The organism is Enterococcus sp. DIV1682a (assembly GCF_051711005.1).
GTDB lineage: Bacteria > Bacillota > Bacilli > Lactobacillales > Enterococcaceae > Enterococcus_B > Enterococcus_B hirae.
On sequence record NZ_JBIOLT010000001.1, the window covers coordinates 1,902,648 to 1,921,993 of the forward strand.

The 19,346-nt window shown below is 34.8% G+C and carries 31 protein-coding genes and 1 pseudogene; 7 read left to right on the forward strand and 25 right to left on the reverse strand.

Annotated features, from left to right (window positions below; genetic code table 11):
- Positions 1–101: 101 nt before the first annotated feature.
- Genes IGJ23_RS08620 through IGJ23_RS08635 form a run of 4 tightly spaced genes read right to left on the reverse strand, consistent with a single transcriptional unit; the run spans position 102 to position 1,235 of the window.
- Positions 102–416 carry an HNH endonuclease gene (locus tag IGJ23_RS08620; protein ID WP_014834202.1) on the reverse strand — a complete coding sequence of 105 codons (315 nt, stop codon included), beginning with the start codon at positions 414–416 and terminating at the stop codon, positions 102–104.
- Complete coding sequence (locus IGJ23_RS08625) at positions 417–716, reverse strand: hypothetical protein (protein ID WP_052096372.1); 300 nt, start codon at positions 714–716, stop codon at positions 417–419.
- Positions 703–1,011 (reverse strand): hypothetical protein, encoded by a 309-nt coding sequence (locus IGJ23_RS08630; protein WP_010718385.1) that lies wholly within the window; start codon positions 1,009–1,011, stop codon positions 703–705. Before IGJ23_RS08630 ends, IGJ23_RS08625 begins: the two co-directional genes overlap by 14 nt.
- Complete coding sequence (locus IGJ23_RS08635; RefSeq protein ID WP_010718386.1) at positions 1,008–1,235, reverse strand: hypothetical protein; 228 nt, start codon at positions 1,233–1,235, stop codon at positions 1,008–1,010. Before IGJ23_RS08635 ends, IGJ23_RS08630 begins: the two co-directional genes overlap by 4 nt.
- Before the next feature lie 107 nt (positions 1,236–1,342).
- Between IGJ23_RS08635 and IGJ23_RS08640 the strand changes: the two genes are divergently transcribed.
- On the forward strand, positions 1,343–1,645 hold the full coding sequence (locus IGJ23_RS08640; protein WP_010737830.1) for a hypothetical protein: 303 nt from the start codon (positions 1,343–1,345) through the stop codon (positions 1,643–1,645).
- 206 nt (positions 1,646–1,851) lie between these two features.
- On the opposite strand, the gene IGJ23_RS08645 is transcribed toward IGJ23_RS08640, so the two are convergent.
- From IGJ23_RS08645 to IGJ23_RS08665, 5 genes are all read right to left on the reverse strand, one after another.
- Complete coding sequence (locus IGJ23_RS08645; protein ID WP_223603558.1) at positions 1,852–1,929, reverse strand: putative holin-like toxin; 78 nt, start codon at positions 1,927–1,929, stop codon at positions 1,852–1,854.
- A gap of 950 nt (positions 1,930–2,879) precedes the next feature.
- On the reverse strand, positions 2,880–3,293 hold the full coding sequence (locus tag IGJ23_RS08650) for an ArpU family phage packaging/lysis transcriptional regulator (RefSeq protein ID WP_034866428.1): 414 nt from the start codon (positions 3,291–3,293) through the stop codon (positions 2,880–2,882).
- A 274-nt stretch (positions 3,294–3,567) separates the two neighbouring features.
- Positions 3,568–3,834: a hypothetical protein gene (locus IGJ23_RS08655; RefSeq protein ID WP_010718391.1), complete on the reverse strand. Its 267-nt coding sequence runs from the start codon at positions 3,832–3,834 to the stop codon at positions 3,568–3,570.
- Positions 3,831–3,968 (reverse strand): hypothetical protein, encoded by a 138-nt coding sequence (locus tag IGJ23_RS08660; protein WP_155237686.1) that lies wholly within the window; start codon positions 3,966–3,968, stop codon positions 3,831–3,833. The genes IGJ23_RS08655 and IGJ23_RS08660 overlap by 4 nt, the downstream gene beginning before the upstream one ends.
- Before the next feature lie 355 nt (positions 3,969–4,323).
- On the reverse strand, positions 4,324–4,518 hold the full coding sequence (locus IGJ23_RS08665) for a hypothetical protein (protein ID WP_240143997.1): 195 nt from the start codon (positions 4,516–4,518) through the stop codon (positions 4,324–4,326).
- Between the two features lie 122 nt (positions 4,519–4,640).
- Between IGJ23_RS08665 and IGJ23_RS08670 the strand changes: the two genes are divergently transcribed.
- On the forward strand, positions 4,641–5,018 hold the full coding sequence (locus IGJ23_RS08670; protein ID WP_010718394.1) for a hypothetical protein: 378 nt from the start codon (positions 4,641–4,643) through the stop codon (positions 5,016–5,018).
- Positions 5,019–5,039: 21 nt separating this feature from the next.
- Here the strand turns inward: IGJ23_RS08670 and IGJ23_RS08675 are convergent, their stop codons facing one another.
- From IGJ23_RS08675 to IGJ23_RS08740, 14 genes and pseudogenes are all read right to left on the reverse strand, one after another.
- Positions 5,040–5,501 carry an SAM-dependent methyltransferase gene (locus tag IGJ23_RS08675; RefSeq protein ID WP_438774859.1) on the reverse strand — a complete coding sequence of 154 codons (462 nt, stop codon included), beginning with the start codon at positions 5,499–5,501 and terminating at the stop codon, positions 5,040–5,042.
- A complete protein-coding gene (locus IGJ23_RS08680; RefSeq protein WP_128435912.1) occupies positions 5,502–5,888 on the reverse strand; it encodes a YopX family protein in 387 nt (128 codons plus the stop codon). It abuts the gene before it with no gap.
- Between the two features lie 11 nt (positions 5,889–5,899).
- Positions 5,900–6,100: pseudogene (locus tag IGJ23_RS08685) on the reverse strand (hypothetical protein); the annotation flags it as partial.
- A 92-nt stretch (positions 6,101–6,192) separates the two neighbouring features.
- Positions 6,193–6,480 (reverse strand): hypothetical protein, encoded by a 288-nt coding sequence (locus tag IGJ23_RS08690; RefSeq protein ID WP_052096345.1) that lies wholly within the window; start codon positions 6,478–6,480, stop codon positions 6,193–6,195.
- Between the two features lie 17 nt (positions 6,481–6,497).
- Positions 6,498–6,692 carry a hypothetical protein gene (locus tag IGJ23_RS08695; protein WP_438774860.1) on the reverse strand — a complete coding sequence of 65 codons (195 nt, stop codon included), beginning with the start codon at positions 6,690–6,692 and terminating at the stop codon, positions 6,498–6,500.
- Complete coding sequence (locus tag IGJ23_RS08700) at positions 6,693–7,022, reverse strand: hypothetical protein (protein WP_228196786.1); 330 nt, start codon at positions 7,020–7,022, stop codon at positions 6,693–6,695.
- A gap of 15 nt (positions 7,023–7,037) precedes the next feature.
- Positions 7,038–7,937 (reverse strand): Lin1244/Lin1753 domain-containing protein, encoded by a 900-nt coding sequence (locus IGJ23_RS08705; protein ID WP_438774861.1) that lies wholly within the window; start codon positions 7,935–7,937, stop codon positions 7,038–7,040.
- Positions 7,938–7,976: 39 nt separating this feature from the next.
- Positions 7,977–8,912 (reverse strand): recombinase RecT, encoded by a 936-nt coding sequence (locus IGJ23_RS08710; RefSeq protein ID WP_228196784.1) that lies wholly within the window; start codon positions 8,910–8,912, stop codon positions 7,977–7,979.
- Between the two features lies 1 nt (position 8,913).
- The gene (locus IGJ23_RS08715) at positions 8,914–9,861 is read right to left on the reverse strand and encodes a YqaJ viral recombinase family protein (protein WP_228196783.1); all 948 of its coding nucleotides are present in this window, start codon (positions 9,859–9,861) and stop codon (positions 8,914–8,916) included.
- 65 nt (positions 9,862–9,926) lie between these two features.
- Positions 9,927–10,172, reverse strand: coding sequence for a hypothetical protein (locus IGJ23_RS08720; protein ID WP_010718397.1), 246 nt, complete (start codon positions 10,170–10,172; stop codon positions 9,927–9,929).
- A 40-nt stretch (positions 10,173–10,212) separates the two neighbouring features.
- Complete coding sequence (locus IGJ23_RS08725; RefSeq protein WP_010718398.1) at positions 10,213–10,398, reverse strand: hypothetical protein; 186 nt, start codon at positions 10,396–10,398, stop codon at positions 10,213–10,215.
- 16 nt (positions 10,399–10,414) lie between these two features.
- Positions 10,415–10,645, reverse strand: a complete 231-nt coding sequence (locus IGJ23_RS08730; RefSeq protein WP_251850071.1) for a DNA-binding protein — start codon at positions 10,643–10,645, stop codon at positions 10,415–10,417.
- The gene (locus IGJ23_RS08735) at positions 10,642–11,196 is read right to left on the reverse strand and encodes a hypothetical protein (RefSeq protein WP_063627301.1); all 555 of its coding nucleotides are present in this window, start codon (positions 11,194–11,196) and stop codon (positions 10,642–10,644) included. The genes IGJ23_RS08730 and IGJ23_RS08735 overlap by 4 nt, the downstream gene beginning before the upstream one ends.
- Before the next feature lie 520 nt (positions 11,197–11,716).
- Entirely contained in the window at positions 11,717–11,956 is a 240-nt protein-coding gene (locus tag IGJ23_RS08740) for a helix-turn-helix domain-containing protein (RefSeq protein WP_053766640.1), read from the reverse strand.
- A 159-nt stretch (positions 11,957–12,115) separates the two neighbouring features.
- Between IGJ23_RS08740 and IGJ23_RS08745 the strand changes: the two genes are divergently transcribed.
- The 4 genes from IGJ23_RS08745 (at position 12,116) to IGJ23_RS08760 (ending at position 14,999) form a co-directional block, all read left to right on the forward strand.
- Positions 12,116–12,490: a helix-turn-helix domain-containing protein gene (locus IGJ23_RS08745; protein WP_053766639.1), complete on the forward strand. Its 375-nt coding sequence runs from the start codon at positions 12,116–12,118 to the stop codon at positions 12,488–12,490.
- A gap of 6 nt (positions 12,491–12,496) precedes the next feature.
- On the forward strand, positions 12,497–12,925 hold the full coding sequence (locus tag IGJ23_RS08750; RefSeq protein WP_010737839.1) for an ImmA/IrrE family metallo-endopeptidase: 429 nt from the start codon (positions 12,497–12,499) through the stop codon (positions 12,923–12,925).
- Between the two features lie 62 nt (positions 12,926–12,987).
- Positions 12,988–13,617, forward strand: coding sequence for a hypothetical protein (locus IGJ23_RS08755; protein ID WP_034866873.1), 630 nt, complete (start codon positions 12,988–12,990; stop codon positions 13,615–13,617).
- Positions 13,618–13,775: 158 nt separating this feature from the next.
- Positions 13,776–14,999, forward strand: a complete 1,224-nt coding sequence (locus IGJ23_RS08760) for a tyrosine-type recombinase/integrase (RefSeq protein ID WP_438743649.1) — start codon at positions 13,776–13,778, stop codon at positions 14,997–14,999.
- 101 nt (positions 15,000–15,100) lie between these two features.
- Here IGJ23_RS08760 and IGJ23_RS08765 read toward each other — a convergent pair whose 3' ends face one another.
- Together IGJ23_RS08765 and gdhA are read right to left on the reverse strand one after the other, a co-directional pair.
- On the reverse strand, positions 15,101–16,447 hold the full coding sequence (locus IGJ23_RS08765) for a glucose-6-phosphate isomerase (RefSeq protein ID WP_010718407.1): 1,347 nt from the start codon (positions 16,445–16,447) through the stop codon (positions 15,101–15,103).
- 113 nt (positions 16,448–16,560) lie between these two features.
- Complete coding sequence (gene gdhA / locus IGJ23_RS08770) at positions 16,561–17,910, reverse strand: NADP-specific glutamate dehydrogenase (RefSeq protein WP_207431908.1); 1,350 nt, start codon at positions 17,908–17,910, stop codon at positions 16,561–16,563.
- Between the two features lie 113 nt (positions 17,911–18,023).
- On the opposite strand from gdhA, the gene IGJ23_RS08775 reads away from it, so the two are divergent.
- Positions 18,024–19,277 carry an NAD(P)/FAD-dependent oxidoreductase gene (locus IGJ23_RS08775; RefSeq protein WP_207431906.1) on the forward strand — a complete coding sequence of 418 codons (1,254 nt, stop codon included), beginning with the start codon at positions 18,024–18,026 and terminating at the stop codon, positions 19,275–19,277.
- The last annotated feature ends 69 nt before the right edge of the window (positions 19,278–19,346 follow it).

Here is a 19,346-nt window from a genome sequence, read left to right on the forward strand (position 1 = left end):
AGATTGATTCTATAATTACAGTTCCATTCAAAACAGCTGATTTTAATTCATTAATTTCTTTAGTGAGATATTCTAAAGACTCAATCTGTTTATTTGCTACATTACTCTCTTGTTGCATAGAACTTCACTACCTTTCTCTTCGTCTTAACTTTCTTTTCTCCTCCTGATTTCTCAGGATGTTCTTTGTTATGGCAAGCAAGGCAAACAAGCTCTAGGTTATCTATGTCCCAGAACTTAGTTATATCTTCTCTTGCTTCGATTATGTGATGGACAACTACTCCTCTTGTTATTATCCCTCGGCGTTGACACTCTTGGCATACACCAAAGTCCCTTGCTATGACTAGCTTTCTAAGTTTCCTCCATTTGTTTGTCTTATAGAGTTTATCTATTTCGTCTCTAGGTCTGACCTCTCTCATTTAAGTTTCTCTCTCATGTTCTATCGTTCTTTTATCTAGATACTTTGTATTCGGACTATCATAATACTCAATATGTATTTTATTCTGTCCATTTGTATCATAACTTCTTGTATGCCAATGATATGAAATATCCACTAATCCTCTTGGTATTTTATCCAATCGTTGTCCTTTATAATAAATCTCTGGTACTGAGTCAGTATCTTTTAATTTAATCTCTAATAGATTGGCATCATCTTTTACTTCGAACAATTCAATTTCGCTTCTATCGCTTTGAACAAATAGATTTTTAAACATCCCCATGACTATTCTCCTTGCTATATTTCTCTATATAAACATTCACTAAGGCTTCTTGTACCTTAAATATTCCTTCAATACTAAGATTATTTACACTCAAGCCTAATTTTTCCTTTATAAACTTAGCATTGTGGTCTGCTTTAATTGTTTGTTCAGCAATAAAATAATTAAGAGCTGCTACTTCATCCATCTTTAATCCAACTAAACTAATGATGTTAATGAATAAGGTAGCTAGTTCATCCATATCTTTCTCTGCTCTTATCTTCTCAATCAACTTGGTGTAATCATAGTTATCATTCATTTGATGTACCTCTCAATGTTTTGTTGAATATATTCGTCTTTCCAATACCCACGTCCACAGTAACGAAGGTTATATTTGTCGATTTCTTTTGGTGTCGCTTCTCGTGCCATTTCAATGATTGAGTACTTCTTTTTTATTTGGACTGACTGGACCACTCTAATTGGATCATTATCATTTGGCTGTGGATACCTATTAGAAAGTGATACGTACCAGTAGTTTCTCATTAATTATTTACCTCCTCGATCATCTTCTCTTCAGCAAAAAAATGGATAGAAATAAAAGTATAATATATAATTAAATTTAAATTAAAAAAATTATAGAAGGTGAAGCTATGGATGAATTTAAAATGATAAAAAATACACTTATTTCGATAAAACAGCGTACATCATTGATAAACAACATTCCTAACGAAACCGATCTAAACGACATTATAAAACAGTTTAATGTTCGACTTATAGATAAAGAATGCAATAAAATAATTTCGATTGAGGTAGCTAATTATTTAAAATTAGAAAATAGGATATTAAATAAATATATCAAACAGATTGCTGAAGAACTTCACATCAAACTAGAAGGTCTTCATAATGTAAATTCTGATACTTCAGAAGCTGATGCATATTATATCTATCTTTAATCGATGCACTATAAATATAACTTCCGTCTTTAGAAATTAATAGACAGCGAGTGCTCTCAATTGATTTTGTATTTTCACATGATATAATAGACATAGAAAAAGGACGTGCTGGTAACACGTCCTGTGTAGAACCGTTAAAAAGACGGTGACGAAACTTTAATGTTTGATTAAATAAACCATCTCAGCTCGTCAAAGTGAGAGATGGTTTATTTTTTGTTATTGTCATCTTTGATAGCTAAAACTAACATCGCAAAAGCAATCATTAGCTGTAGCGCCTCAAACACTGACAATTCAGGCTCTCCTTTCCTTAAATTTGATACTTACATTCATAAGCATCACCTCCTAGAATGGATTGCCACCATCTTTTCACTTTTCTACGATACATATTATAAAACAAGGTTAGCTGGTTTGCTATCCTTGTTTTTATGTAAAAACTACACCTCAGAGCAGCTCATGAGGTATAGTTCTAGCATGCTATAATTGAGATTGCCCATTCCTCTTGCAGTAGCTATAGAATGGTATATAGGTCAGATTGCCCCCACTACTGCTCAATCTCAAAGTCGCTGGAATGGGATCGCACCACTCATGTACTATTCCTCTCTAGTTTTGTACAAGGTCCCAGTAGTCCGCCGTACGAAACCTACCTTCACCTTCGCGTCTCTCTATTTCCGCCACAGCGACATAAGTGTATTGCGAAATTATTTTTAGTCGTTATATAATTAATTAAGGAGGTTTTTCATATGCCTAATTATGTTATTGATACAACACCTACAAAAAATAATACTCACATACTACATGAAATAGACTGTCCATATGCCCCTGACAAAAATCATTCGATTGAAATTGGATACTATATAGAATGTTCATCAGCGCTCCGATATATTCGTATCAAAAAAACAAATTTAAATGTTTCTGGATGCAAATACTGTTGTCGTTCTTGTTGCAGTAAAAAATAATTGTATTGCTAGCTATCTTTTGAGGATAGCTAATTTTTTTATATCAAAACAGACAGCAACCAGTTGATATAGATAAACAATGGAAAGTAAAGGAGGTTTTCACTTCCTTTTTCGTATTTTTGTGATTGGTTAGTTGCTGTCTATCAAAGCATAATTACAACGATAAGGGAGACTGCCTCCCTTCGCTTATTTTGTCGAATTCCTCATCTTTCGACACTATCATAATATCACTGGTAAATGGCTAAAAACCGCCATCATTCCGCCAAAAAACCGCCAAATTATTTATAAGCAATTTTTTCCCCATGCCTATATGCTTCTGCAAACTCTATTAGAGCTTCCGACTTCATTCGTTGTATGCTTCTTTCTGAATAACCTACTTCACGACTAATCCTGTAGTTTGAGAAACTGTCTGGCACACAAAAACTATAGTAGAGTATCTGACGACTAATTAGACTAAGTGCCATCAAAGCCTTCAAAATCGCATCTCTTTCTGCTTCAGCATCTGCTAATTGGATCATGGCATCTTCTGCTTTATTTCCGTGACTAGGAACTTTAGGCATATCTGTTATAACTGGTGACTTAATATCTATCAAAGAGCGACCTGCTATGCGCTCTAAACGTCTAAAATTCTTTAAAACATTTCTGGCATTATCTCTTGTTTGTTTGAAATCTACTTCTCGTAATAAATTCATCAAGCAAAATCGCTCCTTTTATGGTATAATGAGATAAACTTTCAAACAATTTCCATTTTATGTAGCGACAGCCATTTACTGGCTGTCCTTTTTTATGTTCTTCTTTTTCTTATTCATATATTTTTTCTTAGCCGTCCCATTCTGAATCACCTTTTGTTCCAAACGGCGTTTTTTCTTCTTGATTTTCGATTTCGTCTTTCCCATTATTTCTTGTTCCCTTCTTGGATGATTACTAACATAGAAACGAAAAGCACAATAAAGATAAAAGGATAGATCATTCCGCTCCCACCTGTTCATCAGCATTAAAATCAACGTTACCCAAGATTTCTAACTCGCCGTCTGGATACACATCTAACCAGTCATGAGCACCATTAAAATCGTTATATGCATTCAAACCTTTTAACTTCCGTTGATGATTTACACCAAATCCTACTAATAAAATTTCACCAGCAGACGTACGAACGACATCATGATATTGAATTACTTTCCCATTTTTATCTTTTACTTCTTCAACACAGTTTTTGTAATTTTCGTAGCTCATCTTTCTTCCTCCTGTCCCAATCCCCATTGAGCGAAAGCTGCTAGGACTTCGATTTCTTGTTTACTGTCAAGTTGATGGTAGGCTAAGTTTGTATTTTCATCTGCTAATTCTGCTAATTCATAAATTGCAAGCATTGGAACTTTTAACGAATTTCTGTTACTTTTCAACCACTCCAGCACGATTTTCTGGTTGTCGTTGAGTTGTGGTTGCTGACTTGCTACCTCATATATTTTTTCAAAAAGAAAAAAAGAACTTAAAAATTCAATAATGTCTGAACCTAAAATTATAAACGGCTTAGTAAAAATGACTCCTTTTGGTAAAAACTTTTGTGCTACTTGTCTTTAGACAGGTAGTTTTTTATTTGTTTTGTTTCCTCCTCAAAAAAATTTTCTATCCATTTATTAAACATTCTCATGTGCCATTTCAACATGAGAAAAGAAACAATAAAAGAAGTTATTGAAGAGACTAAAACGACTATTATCAATCCACTCATCCTTCCGCCACCTCCTCATATAATTCGAATTTACTAGATGGCCAACTCAAACGCTGTTTATCGTCGTCAATCAAAACGATTCTGCCAGGCATCGAAGCATCTTGAACTATATAATATTCGTTGTCCAAGAAGTATAATGACACGCCTGATCCTATTTTAGTCACTACTTTGTCACTCTTTTTGAAACCCATCATTCTACCTCCTCCTTTTCATTTATTGACGATAATAACAAAATAGATAACATGAAAATATTTGACCACAACACAAGATTGTGATATTTTTTACATAGTTTTATTTATATGGGAGTGACGAAATGCCATTTATAGTCTTTTTCTTTATATCATTATTAACAATATATATTCCTTTACCAACATTATTAATGTATTTCCATAGACTCTCAGAAAAACATGACACTATAGTCACTATAGATAAACATATATTGGTTATACTTGTCTTATTAGATTATTATATTAGCTACTATTTTCTTAAAAACTGTAAGATTAAAAAGAGATACTACTTTTATTTAATTGGATTAAATTTGATTGAATGGGGAATACATTTAAGCTTGTACTTAAAATTCAACGCTACAGCATTAACTATAGTTTTAATTTTCCAAACGATCCTTTTAATTTGCATGTTTACCTTCCCATTATCTGGTAAATTCAGAAATTACATATTTAATCAAAATTGATCCTACAATTTCACGAGGTAGCTAGATACTCTTCATAAATACTAACCAGTGTGTTTTAGCTCTCTTATTTCCATATAATGGCACATAATCAATTGCATTCAATATTTCTGATAGCTTGATTTGATCCTCGTTCCATTTAAATACAAGAGTTCCATTTGGCTTTAATACTCTGAAACATTCTTTGAATCCTAATGCTAAATCTTCTTTCCAAGTTTCGGGATTTAATTTTCCATACTTTTTGACCAACCAGCTATTCTCGCCTGCTTTAAGCAAGTGTGGCGGATCAAATACTACATGATAAAATGATTCATCTTCAAATGGCATATTTCTGAAATCTCCAATGACATTAGGATTGATATCAACGACATGTCCGCTATTTAGTTCTTCGTATTGTTTCCGAATGTCCATAAAAATTACGTTTGGATTCTGTTTATCAAACCAAAACATTCGACTACCACAACATGCATCTAATATTTTAGTCAATTACTCTACCTCTAATAACTCTTTATTCTCGTATATATTCCCGATAACTTCATAGTCAGTGTGAAATACTGGATCATAATAAATTCGATATTCTAAGTCCAAGTCTACTAGCTTACAAATTAAGCCAGAATGACACCCAGAGGCTTGAACAACAGCTTTTTCATGATCTAAGTGATTAAAACCATCACTTACACTGAAAAGTACTATATCCCCCTCAAAAATCTCTACACCGTTCTTATCTTTCAGTCCTGTGGATTGCATGAGGATATATTTATCTGGAGACATTTCAGCATGAGTGATCAACCTTCCTACTTGTCCATATTTCATTTCTTGCCCAAATTTTTTACCTTTAAACGGTGTGTGCCACGCTCGAAACTTCGGTATCATTCGCTGTCCTCCTACTTCTTCTCAGTCACCGTAAACGGCACAATACTTTCTGGCATGTAATTTACTTCGTATTTGTATTCATTGACCTTCGCGCCTTCTAAATCTTCAACCACATACATGTTCCAACTAGTGATGTTCACAAGATGTCTTTTGTACTGTTTCTTTCCTGTTTCAACTAGAATAACGAGTTTATTTTTATCTTCCGTATCAACATCTGTCGTAGACTGTCTTTACATATCATACAAATAGATAAATCCATGGTGTCTCATGTTCTGAGTCACACCAAAAGCATTCAACCTCTTAATTAACTTCTGGAATGAATTTCTTTTTTCTGCTCATGCTTACTCATTTCTTGTTTCAACCAAGCCTGATTTAATTTTGACTGTTTTTCTTTTCTCAAATTTTTCCTTTTAAGTGGATTGATTTTATTAGTTTTTTGAGAATAATCTTTTACCTCCACTACTTCGCCATTACTCACATAGGCAGCTAATTCTGCCATTTCCTTTGATTCATAACGTTTAGCTCCTTTTAAGTTAGGAACTCCATATCCTTCTGAATCGACATAACACATTGCTTTTACAACGTATGCCACGCTTAAACCTCCAATAGCTAATTTCTAAATGATCTGCGTACTGTATACGCTTCGTTAATGATTTTCTTCAACGTATCCGATGGATAGATTCGATGACTTGTATTCTTGGTATCTTGTTCATATAACCAAGCAAGCTGTGCTAGAGTATCATCATCAAGAGAAAATCTCGGTCTTTTCTTAGGTGTCCCACCTGTTTGCTTTGGCTGTCCCACCTACACGACTACTCCTTTTGGTTGATTTTCTAAATATTTCTGTAACCCTTGATAACACTCTTCAAATGACAAAAGAGAATATTTCATCTTTCGTACATGAAGCTCTTCCTTTTTCTTTTTTTCCTTTACCAAAATATGTTCCAGCTTTGTTCGGTCTACGTATAGCGCATAATAAACACGCAACTTACTCCAGCTTGAACGATCTTTTTTTATTTGGTCTTCGGTCAAATCTTTTAGCTGGCTATAAACTGCTTGCAAACATTGACGTTCATCACCTTGTTTGCATTCCCCCAGTTTTTTTACCAGTTTGAGATAGTTATATTCTTTCAAAATATCACCTCACGTTTAGAAAGGGACATCATCGTATCGATGCGCTTCTCTTTCTTTTCTGAGCCTTTCTTGTTCTTCATAGTCTGCCAGCCATTTCGGGATAGGTTCTTTTCGTGTTACGTTACGACTTGGCTGAGAGTTAGAGAAAGTCCTTTGGCTCTTCTTCGCTTCCCAATCTTCTTTCGCTTGGACTGCCTCCTGTAACGTAGAAACATTGTTTGACTTCCACGTAGCAAGAATTTTATCCACGTATTTTTTTAACCCTTGCATTTCTACGCTATTCTCATAAGCAGATTGAAATGCAAATAAAATCATTTCTGATCCCCATTCGCGAATCCACGGACCTAATGCGCCTTGCAAAATGCCAGTAGGTGGTTTTCCCCAAGATTTTTGAATGAACTCGTACACGCCCATATCTTCTTCATAATCTTTTATTTCATTTACTTTACTTTCTTTTTCTATTTGTGTATTACGAACACCGTTAACTACAGTTGAAGTAGAGTTATTACCTCCATTAACTAAGTTATTGACGTCATTAACTAGGTACTCTTTTTTTATGGATACTTCTTTTCGTTTTCTTGTTATTAATTTATATCTTTTTTGAATTCCATTTGATGTTAAAATTTGGTATTTTTCATACTTTTCCCGATTAAAAAATCCTACTTGAATCGCTTTAGATACAACTTCTTCTACTAGACCCTCTTTCGCCCCGACATCGTCAGCAACTAAGAACGCCGAATCTTCGTCCCACCGCAAGAAATACCCCATGTCTCCATAGATATAGCCGAGCAGGCAAAGTAGTATTTCACAAGTTTGTGATCCACACGACCTACGAATTTTTCGGTACTTAATATCTTTCAAAAAATCAACATCTAGTGAGTAGTAGTCAACGCCTTGTTTATATGGCCTTGCCACTTTATCACCTCCTTAGATAAGCGAGGGGAAACTCCCTCGCTATAGTGGTGGATTCATATCATCGAACAATGAATCCTGTTGTTCATCTGTATTTGCTGTTTCTTCGTATTCATCAAACGCTGATGATACGTCTTCCACTTTTTCTGCTTCTTTACGTTCTGGTTCGATTGGTTCTGCATCATTTAAAGTCACTTCTTCTACAAGATCATTATTTTCATCAAATCGAAAAACTCTTTCATCAGAAGTAACCGCATTTTGCATTTCTACAGATAAAATCCCCCATTTAGCTAACATGTTACGTAAGACGTTTTTTATCGCCATCGCATCATAATGCTCTTTCCACGCTCCAGTTAGCTTTGTTTTATCAAACCCTTTGGCATGTTTAATACGATGAGCTTCCACTTCTTGCTTTGTCCAATAAACAGTTTTTTTAAACCCATTTAGTAATTCAAAAAATCCAACATAACCGATTACTCGATCAGATTGTTTCGCATTGTAGTCAAACTGAAACTCTTCTGTCAGAGGATTCCATTCAATTAATTGCCCTTCATAAATTTCTATTGCATTAAGTGCTTTGTATTGTCCAGAACGTTGTGCTAACTGAATATAGCCTTTGTATCCTAGGATGAATTGGGCTTCGTTATGCGTAATCCAATCTTTTCCTACCTTTTCTTTCCGATTAAATGGAACAATATAGGCATATCCTAAATTTTTATCTATTGGTAAATCCATCGTTGCTGCTTTTAAAGCAGAAGCGATGATGGTCATCGGCTCTGCTTTAGATAAATAATCATCGCCACCAACTAACGTTAAAAGAGAACCCATAAAAGCATCTGATTTTTCGTGTAAAATATCATTGAATTTCTTTTTCATAGCTGGCTGACTCATCAATGTTTTAAAACCTAATTTTGAAACATCCACTGCTTGATTGTTTTTTTCTGTTAGTTGATTCTTTAAATCTTTACTTGTTGCCATATCACTGAATCTCCTTTATCACTAATCTATTTGAAGTTGATAAACTGTAAATTTCCTCATCTTTCATCACATATGGATATTTCTCTGCTATTTTCTTCAAGTCTTTTCGTTTAGAAACGACTGATTTTAAACAAATAATCCGATTAGGTGTGATACCTGTAGAGGCATTCTTTATTCCAAGTTCCTGAATAATTTGATTGTCGATTTGTCGAATACTCTTCTCTAGTTCCTTCTTATTTTTGAGTAACTCTTCTTTTTGATCGAGTAGAACATCATAATCAGCATGAAGCATAATTTCAGTTGAATCTAATTCTGAATAACGCTCTTTTAGAAAATCTGACGTTGCTTTACTTCCATCGATCAGTGGCTCTTCTCCGCCGATAATGTTCGTTTCCCAAAAATCAACTAACCGTTCTGTGATGATGTCAATCAGTTCTTGATCTCGTTCAACTCGTTTCCATATAAATCTTTGACCACCAATCAACACAGCGATATAACAATAATCCTTGTTCAAAACATTCATGTAATGTTGCACTTGACACAAATAACTAAGTGGCACTTCTTCTCCTTCCCATTCTTTGCTAAAAAATTGATTCGCTGTTTTACATTCAAGAATGGCATTTTCTCCTACTACATCACGATCGATATTTGCTCTTAAGAATGGATGTAACGGATGTTCAAACACTTGGTTTCTTCTACGGACCTTTTTGCCTGTTCGTTCTTGAAATTCTTTGGCAACAACTTCTTCTAAAACATTGCCCCAATAAGCTGGTTCGCTCTCTGAATCTTTTAATTCAATTTGACCCGTTTTCTCAAGCCATAATTGATAAGGGGATTTGTGTTTATTCAATCCAAGTACGGTTGCAACATCTGAACCACCAATACCTCTTTTGCGGTCTTCGAGCCATTCTTGATGGCTCATGTCTAAAGTTGATTTACTCATCTTCATCCTCCTCAGTTTGTGGTCTTCCCCAATCTGGAGTATTTAGGTATTGATCTAACGATGAGGCAAAGTCATTCATTAAACATCATCTCCTTTGTAGCCTTACATGCAGGACAATCGCAATCATTAGTTCGTATACTTTCTTTAAACTTATCGTTCATTAGTGTTAGTACAATTGTTTGCAAAGCAAATGTTCCACCAAATACAACAGTTGCTTCATCTACACTTGGATCAATCGCCCCAAGAGTGATGGCTACATCACTTTCGTTACACTCATGTATTAGTTCTTCAATTAAATTTTTAATTTTTGGATTCATATGGTAAAATCTCCTTAGTTATGTTTTTTTATGTTACCGATTAGCGACGGCCATCGCTGGTCGGTCTTTTTTGTGTTGGCATTTTGAAACTTTCTCTTACAGCAGTAACAACTACTAAAGTTCCCCAATAAATCAGCGCATATGCCGGGTTGATACTTGTCAGTATGATTGCTACAAGACACATAAGCAAAGCGCTTTTGACAGTCATTTTAAAAACCGTTCTCATTGCTTCACATTCCTTTCTAATTAGTATTGCGTTCTTCCCATTCCTTCACTAACTCGAAGTCATACTGCAAAACACCTCGAACCCTTCGAGAAGGTAACGGATCATTTTTTGAATTCGTCCATTTAGAAATAGTAGCTAATGAGACACCGAAATATTCAGCAATATCTTTAGCTTTCTTCCAAACTCTTTCTTTTGGTTGCTTTTTTTGAACTAAAGAGACCACTCTTTCCATTTGTGAAATCTTCATTTTAATTCTCCTTTCATGTATCCTTGACTGATCCAATAAGTTAAACGCTGCTCGCTTAGTTGACGAATATCAATTCCAAGAATTTCGCATAGTACACTGATCAGAGTCACTTCAATCATGATCTCGTCTAAAAACTCATATGCATATGAAATGATTTGCTGACGATCCTCAGCGGTTAAATAATCCTCATTTTTGAGAAGAATTTTCTCAACTTCTTGTTTCTTTTGTTTTCGCTCATCGGATTCTATCATTTGAAGCTTATCTAGTGACGAGGGGTCTCTTCTATAAACATCTCCATCAATTGATTTAAATAATCCAAAAAATTTATGGATTACATGGAGAGTAAAATCTGAATCTCGAAAATGATCAGTTAAAGCTTGAGCATTTTCTAACGTCACAGGCTTAGTATTATGTGGCGTTGTCCAATCACTCAATGACTGTTGAGATACATTAACTTGCTTTGCTATTTCTTTCTTCGTTTTGCCACTCTTATTTATCACCTTGATTAATGATTCTCGAATGACAGCTGATTGTTTTAACAGTTTAAACACCTCAATTTCTTATTCGCCCATATATCAATACGAGCAATTTTTTTATACTATTAATTTAAAGAATCAAACAAAAGCTGTTTCGTCTAATTCACGTTCAAGCTCTTTTTGAACTTCTTCAACTAAAAGATCAAGTTGAACATCTGTAGCACATTTGATGATGTGTACTAGTCTAGGTCTTGCATCAAGTACGATGTTTATTTTTTCTTGGTGTGTTATAAAAATACCTCCTTGTTCTCTTTTTGTTCGCTCGCTTCTTTTGCTACTATTATTTCTTTCGTAGCATTGTTTAATTCTTTTATTCCAAAAAAGCCAAAAGAGTTTCCCAATATCCGAAAGAGAGTTTCAGATTTTTTGATATCCAAGCCGAAGGAACAAAAGAAATTAAAACCGAAAATTCATTAATAGACTTTGTTCTTAATTTCTTTGGTTTAGAACATAAAGTGGTAAATCAAACGAGAAAAGATCATCAAGAGCAAGAATAATATTATTGAAGTCCAAAATACTTTAGTAAAATCTTCTTTCATTTGTCCACCTCCTTACTATACGAAAATTCCGTTTTAGTTAACTCATGCTCTAAAAAAATATCGTCTGGTTCCTTGCCGAATACTAAAGCAATTCTTACTGCATTTTCATAAGAAAGCTTTCTCTTTCCTTTTTCGATCATCCAGTAAAACTCTTTAGTTAATCCAGCATGATTTGCTACATCTTGAAAAGTTTTTCCACTATCTTTTCTAATTTTTTCTAATTTTTTTAGAACCATTTATTTTCCTCCTTTTTTTGTTAACTTGATGTTAATTCGATTATAGTTAACAAGATGTTAATTGTCAATCGAAAAGTTACTATTTAGTTAACTATTTTTAGACAACTTGTGTTAACTACTAGTTAACGATAAAATTGTATTTAGAAACGGGGTGTTAACGTGGACTTTGGAACTAGATTAAAAGAACTGAGAAAAAGCAAAAAATTAACACAACAAGAACTAGGCGATATTATTCATGTATCTAAGGTTTCTATCTCTGGCTACGAACGTGGAGAACGAAGTCCAGACAGAGAGACATTAACCGCTCTTGCTGATTATTTTAATGTCACTACTGACTATCTATTAGGAAGAAACAAAACACCAAAATGGGCCGATGAAAATGATTTAATTGAATTAGATAAAATGCTCGATTCCAACGTTAACATGGCTTATGGTGGCGAAACTTTAACAGATGAAGAAAAACAACGTGTGAAAGATGTGTTGACTGGTTTATTCTGGGAGTTTAGAAAAGAAGATAAAAGCAAAGAGAAGTGATTTTCTATGGAGATGGACGTAATTAGTCTAGTCGGCAGACTAAAACAAAAATATAATTCTGCTAATCCCTTTACTATTTGTGAAAAAATGGATATTCAAATTAGATACGTTCCCTTTTTGAATAACCCAAAGGGGCAATTTCAAGAATTATTAGGACGCTCAATTATTCTTCTAAATCACGAACTGAAGTATTCTGAAGAACGGTTCTATATTTGCGCTCACGAACTTGGTCACGCTATATTTCATCGTGGGTTATCTAGCTATTATGTATCCACACGAACATCCAGAAGCAAATCAGAAAGCGAAGCGAATTGCTTTGCCGCTAATCTCATTGTTTCTCTTTATAAAGAAGACAACGATAAATACCCTAGAAAAGTCGAGGAATTAACAAATTTGTATGGGCTTCCTGAAAGCGTGTATAGATTTTTAATTTAATTGGCGGCTATCACTGCTTGCCATTAAGTGGGAGTAAATTATTTTATTTTTGGAGGAAAAAAATGAAAAAAAGTATTATGTTAGGTTTTGTTTTATCATCAGTAATTTTATTAGCAGCTTGTGAGGGAAAAAAAGAAGATACCGTTAGTTTAAGTACAAGCTCAATAGAACTTTCCACTAATTCTTCAACGAGGGAAACTGCTTCATCTGAAAAAATTGAAACAGCAATTGGAAAACGCAGTAACCCTGTACCGGTGGGTACAACTGCAACTTTTGATACTCAATATTATACTGAAGATGGAAGTAAAATTGAAACAAATGTATCGATGACTGTATCAAACGTTATCCGAGGGCAAGAAGCAATGAACTATCTAACGAGTGCAAATCAATTCAATGAAACTCCTCCTGCGGGGAAAGAATGGGTAATATTTGACGTAGTTATGAAATTGAATAAGGGGAGTCAAGACGATCCTTATTATGTAATGCCTAACTTTACACCTGTAAGTTCCAATGGTGAAGAAGTATCACAAGAAGCTTATGCTACTTTAAATGATGGTGAAGAATTCGGCTACAAGGATTTATATGAGGGAGGAACTCAAACTGGAAAAGTAGGAATATTAGTTCCAACTGGTGATGATACATTAATAGAATTTAATGATTTTAATACTAAATTATTCTTCAAACTTCAATAAAAAGAATAGCCTTCGGGCTTTTCTTTTTAGATATAAAAGAACATAAGTTCGTATTTTATTTTTATTAGTACGAATCTTATCTAAATACACATTTTAATAAATATACCCAACTTGAAATATCTTACTATTGGGCATGAATTACGAAAGGATTGATTTTAATGGCCTCCATTAAAAAGTACTATTTAAAAAAATCAAAAGATTACCGTTATGAAGTCTATGTATCAAATGGGATTGATCCCGGGACAAAGTTACAAAGAAAAATTCATAAAAAAGGATTTAAAAGTTTTGAAGAAGCTGAAAAATTCGCAAAAATCATTGAGGGACAAATAGCTTCTGAAGAATATATACAAAATAACCCTAAGAAATTAACTATAGAAAAATTCATGGACGATTGGATTAATAACTATAAAATGAATGTTAAAGAAGGAACAAGAATAGTTCATAGGGCAAATATAAAAATGTACATCAATCCATATATTGGAAAATATAAACTAGATAAATATACTAGAGCTGATCATCAAAGATTCATCAATCAGTTACTTACTAAAAAGGGTTTAGGTAGAACTAAGGAAGGTCTCTCAGTAACAACAGCCAAAAGTATCAATGCCACTCTTAGCAATGCTTTCAAAAAAGCTATTCAGTTAGGATATATAAAGAATAACCCTACTAGTTTTGTTGAGTTTCCAAGAAATCTATCTGATAAAAAGAAAGTTAAATATTATACTTTTGATCAATCTGAACTATTTCTCGAATTTGCCAAAAAAGAGAAATCATTTATATGGTATCCCTTTTTTCTTATTATATTTGATCAAGGATTGCGAAAATCAGAAGCTTTAGGGCTACAATGGGCTGATATTGATTTTTCTCAGAATACACTTAATATCAATCGTGAACGACTTGGGGCTGCTGAAAAAGGACCTAACAAAGGTTTAATTATTACAGATGACACAAAAACCCCATCTGGTACACGATCATTGCCTATGACAAAACGAGTAAAGAAAGCCTTATTGACTTTAAGAAATCAAGTAATAAAAAAATTTGGTTTTTTACCTGAAACAGATGACCACGAAGCATTTATTTTTATAAATACTTACGGTAAAAATAAAGGTATTCCAATAAGAGATCGAACCGTTAACGGTGCTTCTCATAGAATTGAAAAACGTGCCAATCTCCCCCACATAACTGTGCATGATGGTAGACATACTTTTGCAGCTAGAACGAGACAAGCAGGAATACCTTTAGAAGATATCAAAGATTTTTTAGGACATAAAGATGTTTCTACTACACAAGTCTATGCCCATATTTCTCCCGAAGTGAAAAAAAGATCAATGAACCAATTAGAAAACTATATAGAAGAGCAAATAAAAAAGCACTCAAATTGAGCGCTTTTTTACTTTCACTATCACTAAAGCTATCACTAGTTTTATTTTCAAGCGAACATGTTTCTATCACTATTTTTTTAAATCTGACTAAAAACCTTATATTACAAACGTTCGTTCAATTCTTTGGCAAGGTCTTCAAAGCCTGGTTTGCCTAGAAGTGCGAACATGTTTTTCTTATATGCTTCAACACCAGGTTGGTCAAATGGGTTAATTCCATTTAAGTAACCTGAAATACCTACAGCAATTTCAAAGAAGTACATTGTATAACCTAATGTGTAAGCATCCATTTCTGGAATTTTAACTAATAAGTTTGGTACGTCGCCATCTGTATGAGCCAATAAAGTTCCTTCAAAAGCTTTTGTATTGACGAAATCTACTTCTTTTCCTTCCAAGTATCCTAAACCATCTAGGTCTTCAGCTTGTTCTGGAATTGTAATTGATTTACGTGGTTTTTCAACTTTAACGATCGTTTCAAAGATGTTACGGCGTCCTTCTTGAATATATTGACCTAGTGAATGTAAGTCAGTTGAGAAGTTCGCACTTGAAGGGTAGATTCCTTTTTGGTCTTTACCTTCTGATTCACCGTATAATTGTTTCCACCATTCAGAGAAATATTGCATTCCTGGTTCATAGTTGATCAATAATTCAGTTACTTTCCCTTTACGGTAAAGGATGTTACGCATTGCTGCATATTGATAAGCTTCGTTTTCTTCTAGTTTATCACTTGAATAAGCTTTGCTTGCATCTGCAGCTCCTTGCATCAACGCATCGATATCTGCTCCACTAACAGCGATTGGTAGTAATCCTACTGCTGTTAAGACAGAGAAACGTCCACCGATGTCATCAGGAATCACGAATGTTTCCCAACCTTCTGCGTCGGCTTCTACTTTAACTGCACCTTTTGCTTTATCAGTTGTTGCATAAATACGTTTATTCGCTTCTTCTTGACCATATTTTTTAACAAGCAATTCTTTGAAGACACGGAATGCGATAGCTGGTTCAGTCGTTGTACCTGATTTTGAAATCACGTTTACTGAGAAGTCACGATCTCCGATTACTTCAATCAAATCAGCGATATAAGTTGAGCTGATTGAGTTTCCTGCAAAGAAAATTTGTGGTGCTTTACGTTGTTCACCATCTAATAAATTGAAGAAAGTGTGGTTTAAGAAATCGATTGCTGCACGAGCGCCTAGGTAAGAACCACCGATTCCGATAACTACTAAAACTTCAGAATCAGATTGGATTTTTTTCGCTGCTTCTTTGATACGAGCAAATTCTTCCTTGTCGTAATTAGTAGGTAGATCGATCCAACCACGGAAATCACTTCCTGCGCCTGTACCTTCACGTAATACTTTATCTGCCATTGATACTTGGCTTTGCATGTAACCTAACTCATGTTCATTAACAAATGGTGCTACTTTTGAATAATCAAAATGAATATGTGCCATTTTTTATTCCTCCTTTAAAAGATCAATATACAGCTTATACTTTACGTTTTTTTTTACAATTTTTCAAGCAAATAAATGAATTGAAGCTAATATTTACAAGAAAATTTCAAACACTAAACTAATCCTTGCGCATACATCACTTTCGCTACTTTTTCAAAACCTGCAACATTTGCTCCTAGCAATAGATTTTTTTCATTGCCATAAGCTGCTGCCGTTTGGCGACACGTTTGATAAATATTTTTCATGATTTCATCTAATTGGCGATCCACTTGTTCACTTTCCCAAGACAATCGTTGAGCATTTTGACTCATTTCTAATGCTGAGACAGCGACACCGCCGGCATTAGCTGCTTTCCCAGGACAATACCACACATTGGCTTTTTCAAAAACATTGACAGCTTCAAGAGTACATGGCATGTTTGCGCCTTCTGCGATGATTTTCACGCCACATTCAACCAAGTTGTTAGCAAGCGTTTCGTCTATCTCGTTTTGAGTAGCACAAGGAAGCGCGATATCTGCAGTTTCTTTCAAAGTCCAGACAGATTGACCAGCATGATAGACAGCAGAATCACGTTTTTCTGCATAAGCGGTCAACCGTTCCCTTTTTTCTTCTTTGACTTCTTTTAATAGTGGCAGGTCGATTCCTTCTGGATCATAGATAAACCCACTGGAATCAGAACATGTGACGACTTTCCCACCTAATTCTTGAACTTTTTCAATGGCATAGATGGCAACGTTTCCGCTACCAGATACCAGAACTGTTTTTCCTTCAAATGAGTCTTTTTCTGCTTGTAAAAGATGCTTGACATAATAAACCAAACCGTATCCAGTTGCTTCCGTACGAATCTTACTTCCCCAAAAATCTAATGGTTTTCCAGTAAGGACACCGGCATCATATTGTTTTAATCGTTTATATTCTCCAAACAAATAACCGATTTCTCTGGCACCGACTCCAATATCTCCAGCAGGTACATCGATGGAAGGACCGATATGCTTGGATAGCTCCAGCATGAAACTTTGACAAAAACGCATGATTTCATCGTCTGATTTTCCTTTTGGATCAAAGTCACTTCCGCCTTTTCCTCCACCGATTGGTAGACCAGTTAGACTATTTTTGAAAATTTGTTCAAAAGCTAGGAATTTAAGAATACTTAAATTCACACTCGGGTGGAATCTCAACCCGCCTTTATAAGGGCCGATTGCTGAATTGTACTGAATGCGGTATCCACGATTGACTTGCCAGTTTCCTTCGTCATCTTGCCACGGCACGCGAAATTGAATGATTCTTTCTGGTTCTGACAACAATCCTAAAATATTGCGTTTGATGTATTCAGGATGTTTTTCTAAAAATTGAGTAGCTGAAGGCATAAATTCATCAATGGCTTGTAAAAATTCGACTTGTCCTGTGTCTTTTTGATGAATATTATTTTGAATTCGTTGGACGTATTCTGTTGCGTTTGTCATTGTTTCACACTCCTTTTATAATCTTCTTTTATTTTAGCCTATTTTTATTAGATGCTCAAAACATTTCCTGCTTTCTTTTCATAAATATGCTACACTTTCTCTGAGGTGAGGAAATGGAAACAACCTATGATGTGATTGTAGTCGGTGCTGGAACTAGTGGTTTGATGGCTGCAATTAGTGCGGCTGAATATGGCGCAAAGGTTCTCTTAATTGAAAAAAATAAAAAAGCTGGAAAAAAATTATTAATGACAGGTGGCGGAAGATGTAATGTCACGAATAACCGTCCAGTTGATGATTTGATTGCTCATATTCCTGGAAATGGCAAATTTTTATACAGTACATTTTCCCAATGGAATAATTTTGATATCATGGAATTTTTCGAATCTCAAGGTGTTCATTTAAAAGAAGAAGATCATGGTCGGATGTTCCCTGTGACGAATAAGTCAAAAACGATTATCGAAGCTTTGATCCATCGTTTAAATGAATTAAATGTTACGATGCTCTTTGGCACCCGAGTCGAAAAATTAGTGCATAGCGACGGAAAAATCTATGGCGTACGAACGGAATTTGAAGAATTTCAATCCTCTTGTGTCGTATTAACTACTGGGGGGCGAACCTATCCGTCGACTGGTTCTACAGGTGATGGCTATAAAATCGTTAAAAAAGTCGGTCACACTGTCACTCCCTTGTATGCAACAGAATCTCCACTGGTTTCTGAAGAAACTTTTATCAAGGATAAAACCTTGCAAGGATTATCTTTACAAGATATTTCTTTAAGCGTATTAAACAAGAAAGGTAAAGTCATCACCGAACATGTTATGGACTTGCTTTTCACTCATTTTGGGATTTCTGGACCTGCGGCATTGAGATGTTCAAGTTTCATCAATCAAGAGTTGCAAACGACTGGAGAACCTGTCACGGTCGTCTTAGACTGTTTTCCGAATCGTTCGCTTCAAGAATTGATCAACGAATTGACTGCTAAAAGCCACCAATCGAAGAAAACATTGAGTAATGCTTGGCATGGCTTTTTACCTGAACGCTTGCTTCTCTTTTTCCTTGAAAAAAGTGGATTAACGGAACAAACTGGTAGTCAAACGACAGAAAAAGAGATCCAACAATTTGCGGAGCTTTGCAAAAATTTTTCTTTCAAAATAACCAAAACTTTTGCCATCGAAAAGTCTTTTGTGACTGGTGGTGGCGTTTCACTAAAAGAGATCAATCCGAAAACATTAGAAAGCAAATTGGTCAATGGATTATTTTTTGCTGGTGAACTGTTAGATGTTAATGGGTATACTGGTGGTTTCAATATTACTGCGGCTTTTGCAACTGGACATGTAGCAGGAATGAATGCCGCTTTTCTTAGCTGATTAAATGAAAACAGTAACGAAGGGAGTAGAAGATGTCTGACTCTTTTCGTTACTGTTTTTTCTTTTTTT

Bases quoted from the DNA above. Each gene is read 5' to 3' on its own strand.
- IGJ23_RS08720 (WP_010718397.1), bottom strand. From the start codon at position 10,172: ATGAATCCAAAAATTAAAAATTTAATTGAAGAACTAATACATGAGTGT.
- IGJ23_RS08625 (WP_052096372.1), bottom strand. From the start codon at position 716: ATGGGGATGTTTAAAAATCTATTTGTTCAAAGCGATAGAAGCGAAATT.
- IGJ23_RS08640 (WP_010737830.1), top strand. From the start codon at position 1,343: ATGGATGAATTTAAAATGATAAAAAATACACTTATTTCGATAAAACAG.
- IGJ23_RS08630 (WP_010718385.1), bottom strand. From the start codon at position 1,011: ATGAATGATAACTATGATTACACCAAGTTGATTGAGAAGATAAGAGCA.
- IGJ23_RS08760 (WP_438743649.1), top strand. From the start codon at position 13,776: ATGGCCTCCATTAAAAAGTACTATTTAAAAAAATCAAAAGATTACCGT.
- IGJ23_RS08670 (WP_010718394.1), top strand. From the start codon at position 4,641: ATGCCATTTATAGTCTTTTTCTTTATATCATTATTAACAATATATATT.
- IGJ23_RS08710 (WP_228196784.1), bottom strand. From the start codon at position 8,912: ATGGCAACAAGTAAAGATTTAAAGAATCAACTAACAGAAAAAAACAAT.
- IGJ23_RS08665 (WP_240143997.1), bottom strand. From the start codon at position 4,518: ATGGGTTTCAAAAAGAGTGACAAAGTAGTGACTAAAATAGGATCAGGC.
- IGJ23_RS08660 (WP_155237686.1), bottom strand. From the start codon at position 3,968: ATGCTTGCAATTTATGAATTAGCAGAATTAGCAGATGAAAATACAAAC.
- IGJ23_RS08620 (WP_014834202.1), bottom strand. From the start codon at position 416: ATGAGAGAGGTCAGACCTAGAGACGAAATAGATAAACTCTATAAGACA.
- gdhA (WP_207431908.1), bottom strand. From the start codon at position 17,910: ATGACAAACGCAACAGAATACGTCCAACGAATTCAAAATAATATTCAT.
- IGJ23_RS08635 (WP_010718386.1), bottom strand. From the start codon at position 1,235: ATGAGAAACTACTGGTACGTATCACTTTCTAATAGGTATCCACAGCCA.
- IGJ23_RS08680 (WP_128435912.1), bottom strand. From the start codon at position 5,888: ATGATACCGAAGTTTCGAGCGTGGCACACACCGTTTAAAGGTAAAAAA.
- IGJ23_RS08715 (WP_228196783.1), bottom strand. From the start codon at position 9,861: ATGAAGATGAGTAAATCAACTTTAGACATGAGCCATCAAGAATGGCTC.
- IGJ23_RS08755 (WP_034866873.1), top strand. From the start codon at position 12,988: ATGAAAAAAAGTATTATGTTAGGTTTTGTTTTATCATCAGTAATTTTA.
- IGJ23_RS08740 (WP_053766640.1), bottom strand. From the start codon at position 11,956: ATGGTTCTAAAAAAATTAGAAAAAATTAGAAAAGATAGTGGAAAAACT.
- IGJ23_RS08655 (WP_010718391.1), bottom strand. From the start codon at position 3,834: ATGAGCTACGAAAATTACAAAAACTGTGTTGAAGAAGTAAAAGATAAA.
- IGJ23_RS08650 (WP_034866428.1), bottom strand. From the start codon at position 3,293: ATGAATTTATTACGAGAAGTAGATTTCAAACAAACAAGAGATAATGCC.
- IGJ23_RS08765 (WP_010718407.1), bottom strand. From the start codon at position 16,447: ATGGCACATATTCATTTTGATTATTCAAAAGTAGCACCATTTGTTAAT.
- IGJ23_RS08725 (WP_010718398.1), bottom strand. From the start codon at position 10,398: ATGAGAACGGTTTTTAAAATGACTGTCAAAAGCGCTTTGCTTATGTGT.
- IGJ23_RS08730 (WP_251850071.1), bottom strand. From the start codon at position 10,645: ATGAAGATTTCACAAATGGAAAGAGTGGTCTCTTTAGTTCAAAAAAAG.
- IGJ23_RS08750 (WP_010737839.1), top strand. From the start codon at position 12,497: ATGGAGATGGACGTAATTAGTCTAGTCGGCAGACTAAAACAAAAATAT.
- IGJ23_RS08775 (WP_207431906.1), top strand. From the start codon at position 18,024: ATGGAAACAACCTATGATGTGATTGTAGTCGGTGCTGGAACTAGTGGT.